The organism is Thermohalobaculum sp., assembly GCF_058622915.1.
The window spans coordinates 1-6494 of the sequence record NZ_JBZSYN010000183.1 but is presented as its reverse complement, the minus strand read 5'-3'; the positions used below and the strand labels follow the sequence as shown (position 1 = coordinate 6494).

Sequence of the window (6494 nt, the reverse complement as noted above, 5' to 3'; positions counted from 1 at the left end):
CGCTGGTCGGCGAAGACGTCGACCTGACCTACCGCCACCGCCATCTGGGCAACGGGCCCCAGGCGCTTCAGGGCGAAAGCCGCGGCAAGATCGTCGACTACCTCAAAGGGGCCGACGCGCCGCTGGTCATCCTCGGCCAGGGCGCGCTGGCCCGGCCGGACGGCGCGGCCGTGCTCGGCCACGTGATGGCCCTGACCGAGCAGGCGGGGGCGCGCCTTCTGGTGCTGCACACGGCGGCGGCCCGCGTCGGCGGGATGGATCTGGGCTTCATCCATGCGGGCGGCCTGATGGGCGCGCTCGACGGTGCCAGGGTGATCTTCAACCTCGGCGCCGACGAGATCGACCTGCCCGAGGGCGCCTTCGTCGTCTACCAGGGCAGCCACGGCGACCGGGGCGCCCACCGCGCCGACGTGATCCTGCCCGGTGCCGCCTATCCCGAGCAGTCCGGCATCTACGTCAACACCGAGGGCCGGGTGCAGATGGCACATCGCGCCGGCTTCCCGCCCGGCGACGCGCGCGAGGACTGGGCGATCCTGCGGGCGCTCTCGGCGCAGCTCGGCCACACGCTGCCCTTCAACAGCCTCAACGAGCTGCGCGCCCAGCTGTTCGAGGCGCACCCGCATCTGGCCGCACTCGACGAGGTGCCTCAGAACGACTGGCAGCCGGTCGAGGCGGGGAGCTTGAGCGACCGGCCCTTCCGCTCGACGGTGGGCGATCATTACCTCGCGAACCCGATCTGCCGGGCAAGCGCGGTGATGGCCCAGCTCAGCCGGATGGCGGCCGAGCGCAACCGGGCGATGGCGGCGGAGTGAGCGAATGAACGGGTTCCTGAACACCGACTTCGGCATCTTCCTGCTGATCCTCGGCGAGTGCCTGGCGGTCGTGGTGTCGGTTCTCGTGAGCCTCGCCTTCCTGCTCTACATGGACCGCAAGGTCTGGGCCGCCGTGCAGATCCGGCGCGGCCCGAACGTGGTGGGGCCCTGGGGGCTGCTGCAGTCCTTCGCCGACTTCCTCAAGTTCATGCTCAAGGAGGTCGTGATCCCGGCGGGGTCCGACAAGGCCGTGTTCCTGATCGCGCCGATGGTGACCTTCGTGCTCGCCACGATCGGCTGGGCGGTGATCCCCTTCGCCGACGGCTGGGTGATCTCGGACATCAATGTCGGGGTGCTCTATATCTTCGCGGTCTCCTCGCTCGGCGTCTACGGCGTCGTCATGGGCGGCTGGGCCTCGAACTCGAAATACCCCTTTCTCGCGGCGCTGCGCTCGGCGGCGCAGATGGTCTCCTACGAGGTCTCGATCGGGCTCATCATCATCGGCGTGCTGATCTCGACCGGCTCGCTCAACCTGTCCGACATCGTGCGGGCGCAGGACGGGCGCTTCGGGCTGTTCTCCTGGTACTGGCTGCCGCAGTTCCCGATGATGATCATCTTCTTCGTCAGCGGCCTGGCCGAGACGAACCGCCCGCCCTTCGACCTGCCGGAGGCCGAATCCGAGCTCGTCGCCGGCTACCAGGTGGAATACTCGTCGACCCCCTACCTGCTGTTCATGATCGGCGAGTATATGAACATCCTGCTGATCTGCGCGCTGATGACGACGCTGTTCTTCGGCGGCTGGCTGAGCCCGATCCCGGGCATCCCCGGGGGGCTGCTGTGGTTCAGCCTGAAGCTGCTGTTCTTCTTCTTCGTCTTCGCCATGGTGAAGGCGATCGTGCCGCGCTACCGCTACGACCAGCTGATGCGACTGGGCTGGAAGGTGTTCCTTCCCATGAGCCTGGGCTGGGTGGTGCTCGTGGCGTTCCTCGCAAGGTACGACGTGGTGGGCTATGCCCGCTACGCCGTGGGAGGCTGACATGGGTATCCCCTTCGACCGGGCGATCCGCTACTTCCTGATGGCCGACATCATCGACGGGTTCCGGGTGGGCCTGCGCTATTTCTTCAAGCACAAGCCGACCGTGAACTACCCGTTCGAGAAGGGGCAGCTTAGCCCCCGCTTCCGCGGCGAGCACGTGCTCAGGCGCTATGCCAATGGCGAGGAGCGCTGCATCGCCTGCAAGCTGTGCGAGGCGATCTGCCCGGCCCAGGCCATCACCATCGAGGCGGCCGTGCGCGAGGACGGCTCGCGCCGCACCACGAAATACGACATCGACATGACCAAGTGCATCTATTGCGGCTTCTGCCAGGAGGCGTGCCCGGTCGATGCCGTCGTCGAGGGGCCGAACTTCGAGTTCGCCGCCGAGACCCGGGAGGAGCTCTACTACAACAAGGAGAAGCTGCTGGCGAACGGCGACCGGTGGGAGCGCGAGATCGCCCGCAACATCGAGCTGGACGCGCCCTACCGCTAGCGGGCCGGGCGCGGGCGCGAACGCGAAGAACAAGGAGCGCGCCGCCAAGGCGCGCAGAAGAGGAAACGGGATGACAGTGACAGCCCTGGCCTTCTACGTCTTCTCAGCCGCCGCGCTGATGTCGGGCATGCTGGTCATCCTGGCGCGCAATCCGGTGCACTCGGTGCTGTGGCTGATCCTGGCCTTCGTCTCGGGCGCCGGCCTGATGGTGCTGCTCGGCGCCGAGTTCGTCGCCATGCTGCTGATCATCGTCTATGTCGGCGCCGTCGCGGTGCTGTTCCTGTTCGTGGTGATGATGCTCGACATCGACTTCGCCGCGCTGCGGCAGGGTCTCGCCGAATACCTGCCGCTCGGCGCCATGATCGGCGTGGTTTTGGTGGTCGAGCTCGGTCTCGTGATCGGCAACTGGGTGGTGGCCGGTGCCGCGCCGCAGGCCCGCGCCGCCGCGGCGCCGCTGCCCATGGCGGTGCACAACACCCAGGCGCTGGGCCTCATTCTCTACGACCAGTACGTCTACCTGTTCGAGATCGCCGGCATGATACTGCTGGTGTCCATGATCGGCGCCATCGTGCTGACGCTCTACCACCGGCCCGAGGTCAAGCGGCAGAACGTGCTCAGGCAGATCTGGCGCACCCGCGCGGAATCGGTCGAGCTGCGCGACGTCGAGCCCGGCCAGGGCGTCTGAGGGAGGGGAAAATGGATCCGCACGCGCAGCCCATCGGGGGCGTCGGCCTCGAAGCCTACCTGACCGTCGCCGCAGTCCTGTTCGTAATCGGTGTCTTCGGCATCTTCCTCAACCGCAAGAACGTCATCATCATCCTGATGTCGATCGAGCTGATGCTGCTCGCGGTCAATCTCAACCTGGTCGCCTTCTCGGCGCATCTGGGCGACCTGGTGGGGCAGGTCTACGCGCTGTTCGTGCTCACCGTGGCCGCCGCCGAGGCGGCGATCGGGCTGGCGATCCTGGTCTGCTTCTACCGCAACCGCGGCTCGATCGCGGTCGAAGACATCAACATGATGAAGGGATAAGCCGGCATGTACACGGCCATCCTCGTCCTGCCGCTGATCGGCGCCATCATCGCCGGCCTGTTCAACCGCTTCACCGGCGAGCGGCTGGCGATGGTGATCCCGACCACCATCCTGTTCATCATCTGCGCACTGAGCTGGATCGCCTTCTTCTCGATCCCGCAGGGCGGCGAGTCGATCACGCTGTTGCGCTTCATCACCTCGGGCGACCTGCAGTCGGACTGGGCGATCCGGGTCGACCAGCTCACGGGCGTGATGCTGGTGGTGGTCACCTCCGTCTCCGCGCTCGTCCACCTCTACTCGATCGGCTACATGGAGGAGGACGACTCCAAGCCGCGCTTCTTCGCCTATCTGAGCTTCTTCACCTTCGCCATGCTGGCGCTGGCGACCGCCGACAACCTGGTGCAGCTTTTCTTCGGCTGGGAGGGCGTCGGCGTCGCCTCCTATCTCCTGATCGGCTTCTGGTACAAGCGGGCCTCGGCCAACGCCGCGGCGATCAAGGCGTTCATCGTCAACCGGATCGGCGACTTCGGCTTCATCCTGGGCATCGCCGGGCTGTTCTACCTGACCGGCTCGATCCAGTTCGACGTGATCTTCGGCGCGGCGCCCGACATGGCCAAGACCACGACCAGCTTTCTCGGCTACCAGGTGCCGGCGATCGAGCTGGTGACCTTCCTTCTGTTCATCGGCGCCATGGGCAAGTCGGCGCAGTTCTTCCTGCATACCTGGCTGCCCGACGCGATGGAGGGCCCGACCCCGGTCTCGGCCCTGATCCACGCGGCGACCATGGTAACGGCGGGCGTCTTCCTGGTCTGCCGCATGTCGCCGCTCTACGAATACGCGCCGGACGCGCTGGCCTTCGTCACGGTGATCGGCTCGGTCACCGCCTTCTTCGCCGCCTCGGTCGGGCTGGTGCAGAACGACATCAAGCGGGTGATCGCCTACTCGACCTGCTCGCAGCTGGGCTACATGTTCGCCGCCGCCGGTGTCGGCGCCTACCAGGCGGCGATGTTCCACCTGTTCACGCACGCCTGGTTCAAGGCGCTGTTGTTCCTCGGTTCGGGCTCGGTGATCATCGGCATGCATCACGAGCAGGACATGCGCAAGATGGGCGGCCTGCGCCACAAGATGCCGATGACCTACTTGACGATGGTGATCGGCACGCTCTCGATCACCGGCGTCGGCATTCCGTTTCTGACCATCCTGGGCACGCCGATCGGCTTCTCGGGCTTCGTCTCCAAGGACACGATCATCGAGGCGAGCTTCGCCGGCGGCTCGCAGGCCGCGCATGTCGCCTTCGTGCTCTTGGTCGTGGCGGCGGCGATGACCGCCTTCTACTCGTGGCGGCTGATCTTCATGACCTTCCACGGCGAGCCGAAGGACGAGCACGCCCACGAGCATGCGCACGAGAGCGGCAACGTGATGCTGATCCCGCTCTACGCGCTGGCGATCGGGGCGGCGCTCGCCGGCATGAACTGGTATCCCGATTTCGTCGGCCACCACGAGGCCGGCTTCTGGGGCGCCGCCATCTTCAACGGCCCGAGCAACGAGGTGCTGCACGAGGCGCACCATATCCCGGTCTGGGCCAAGATCTCGCCCTTCCTCGCCATGCTGTTCGGCTTCGCGATGGCCTGGCTGATGTATATCCGCCGGCCCGACCTGCCCGCGAAATGGGCCGAGGCGCAGCCGATGCTCTACCGGTTCCTGCTCAACAAGTGGTACTTCGACGAGATCTACGAGCTGGTCTTCGTGCGCAGCGCCAAGTGGATCGGCTACACGCTGTGGCAGCGCGGTGACCTGGGCACGATCGACGGGTTCATCAACGGGCTGACCATGGGCCTGATCCCGCGCCTGACCCGCTTCGCCGGGCGCGTGCAGTCCGGCTATGTCTACCACTACGCCTTCGCGATCCTGATCGGAGTGTCCCTCCTGGTCACCTGGTTCGCCGTCACCGGGGGGGCCCACTGATGGCACAGCTTCCGCTCCTCTCGATCATCACCTTCCTGCCGCTGATCGGGGCGGTGATGCTGGTCGCGTTCCTCGGCGGCAACGACGCGGCCGCGCGGCAGAACGCGCGCTGGCTGGCCCTGATGGTGACCTGCGCGACCTTCCTGTTCTCGCTGTGGGCGCTGTCGCTGTTCGACCCCTCGAACCCCGGCTTCCAGTTGGTCGAGCAGGGCAAGTGGATGGCCGGGCTGACCTACAAGCTGGGGGTGGACGGCATCTCGATGCCGCTGGTCATGCTCACCACCTTCATCTTCCCGATCTCGATCCTCGCCTCGTGGACCGTCGAGGTGCGGGTCAAGGAATACATGGCCTGCTTCCTCCTGATGGAGACGCTGATCCTCGGCGTCTTCACCTCGCTCGACCTGATCCTGTTCTACCTGTTCTTCGAGGGCGGGTTGATCCCGATGTTCCTGATCATCGGCATCTGGGGCGGCAAGGACCGGGTCTACGCGGCGTTCAAGTTCTTCCTCTACACGCTGCTCGGCTCGCTCTTGATGCTGATCGCCATGCTCTACATGTACTGGGACGCCGGCACGACGGATATCCCGTCGCTCCTGAAGCACCAGTTCGACGCGGGCCCGCTGACGCTGTTCGGATGGCAGATCACCGGTGGCGTGCAGACGCTTCTGTGGCTCGCCTTCTTCGCCTCCTTTGCCGTGAAGCTGCCCATGTGGCCGGTGCACACCTGGTTGCCCGACGCCCATGTGCAGGCGCCGACCGCGGGCTCGGTGGTGCTGGCCGCCATCCTGCTGAAGCTCGGCGGCTACGGCTTCCTGCGCTTCAGCCTGCCGATGTTCCCGGTCGCCTCCGACGTGATGAGCGGCTTCGTCTTCACCCTCTCGGTGATCGCCATCGTCTACACCTCGCTGGTGGCTCTGATGCAGGAGGACATGAAGAAGCTCGTCGCCTACTCCTCGGTGGCGCATATGGGCTTCGTCACCATGGGCATCTTCGCCGCCAACCAGCAGGGCGTGGACGGCGCGGTGTTCCAGATGCTCAGCCACGGCTTCGTCTCGGGCGCCCTGTTCCTCGTGGTCGGGGTCATCTACGACCGCATGCACACGCGCGAGATCGCCGCCTTCGGCGGGCTGGTCAACCGAATGCCGATCTACGCCGCCGT

7 protein-coding genes are annotated in these 6494 nt (G+C 66.0%); all 7 read left to right on the top strand.

Annotated features, from left to right (window positions below):
• A partial coding sequence (locus tag AC32QD_RS14065) for a molybdopterin-dependent oxidoreductase (protein WP_492011136.1) occupies positions 1–812 on the top strand: 812 nt, incomplete at its 5' end.
• A 4-nt stretch (positions 813–816) separates the two neighbouring features.
• Positions 817–1848, top strand: coding sequence for an NADH-quinone oxidoreductase subunit NuoH (nuoH, locus tag AC32QD_RS14060; RefSeq protein ID WP_492011135.1), 1032 nt, complete (start codon positions 817–819; stop codon positions 1846–1848).
• Between the two features lies 1 nt (position 1849).
• A complete protein-coding gene (gene nuoI / locus AC32QD_RS14055) occupies positions 1850–2341 on the top strand; it encodes an NADH-quinone oxidoreductase subunit NuoI (protein ID WP_492011134.1) in 492 nt (163 codons plus the stop codon).
• Positions 2342–2411: 70 nt separating this feature from the next.
• Positions 2412–3026 (top strand): NADH-quinone oxidoreductase subunit J, encoded by a 615-nt coding sequence (locus AC32QD_RS14050; RefSeq protein ID WP_492011133.1) that lies wholly within the window; start codon positions 2412–2414, stop codon positions 3024–3026.
• 11 nt (positions 3027–3037) lie between these two features.
• Positions 3038–3370 carry an NADH-quinone oxidoreductase subunit NuoK gene (gene nuoK / locus AC32QD_RS14045; RefSeq protein WP_492011132.1) on the top strand — a complete coding sequence of 111 codons (333 nt, stop codon included), beginning with the start codon at positions 3038–3040 and terminating at the stop codon, positions 3368–3370.
• Between the two features lie 6 nt (positions 3371–3376).
• Entirely contained in the window at positions 3377–5335 is a 1959-nt protein-coding gene (gene nuoL / locus AC32QD_RS14040; protein ID WP_492011131.1) for an NADH-quinone oxidoreductase subunit L, read from the top strand.
• Positions 5335–6494: NADH-quinone oxidoreductase subunit M (locus AC32QD_RS14035; protein ID WP_492011130.1), on the top strand; the 1160-nt coding region annotated here is incomplete at its 3' end. The genes nuoL and AC32QD_RS14035, both read left to right, overlap by 1 nt.

What these genes read in the sequence shown, in the direction of transcription:
- nuoH (WP_492011135.1), top strand. Translation starts at nt 817, where the DNA reads ATGAACGGGTTCCTGAACACCGACTTCGGCATCTTCCTGCTGATCCTC.
- nuoI (WP_492011134.1), top strand. Translation starts at nt 1,850, where the DNA reads ATGGGTATCCCCTTCGACCGGGCGATCCGCTACTTCCTGATGGCCGAC.
- AC32QD_RS14050 (WP_492011133.1), top strand. Translation starts at nt 2,412, where the DNA reads ATGACAGTGACAGCCCTGGCCTTCTACGTCTTCTCAGCCGCCGCGCTG.
- nuoK (WP_492011132.1), top strand. Translation starts at nt 3,038, where the DNA reads ATGGATCCGCACGCGCAGCCCATCGGGGGCGTCGGCCTCGAAGCCTAC.
- nuoL (WP_492011131.1), top strand. Translation starts at nt 3,377, where the DNA reads ATGTACACGGCCATCCTCGTCCTGCCGCTGATCGGCGCCATCATCGCC.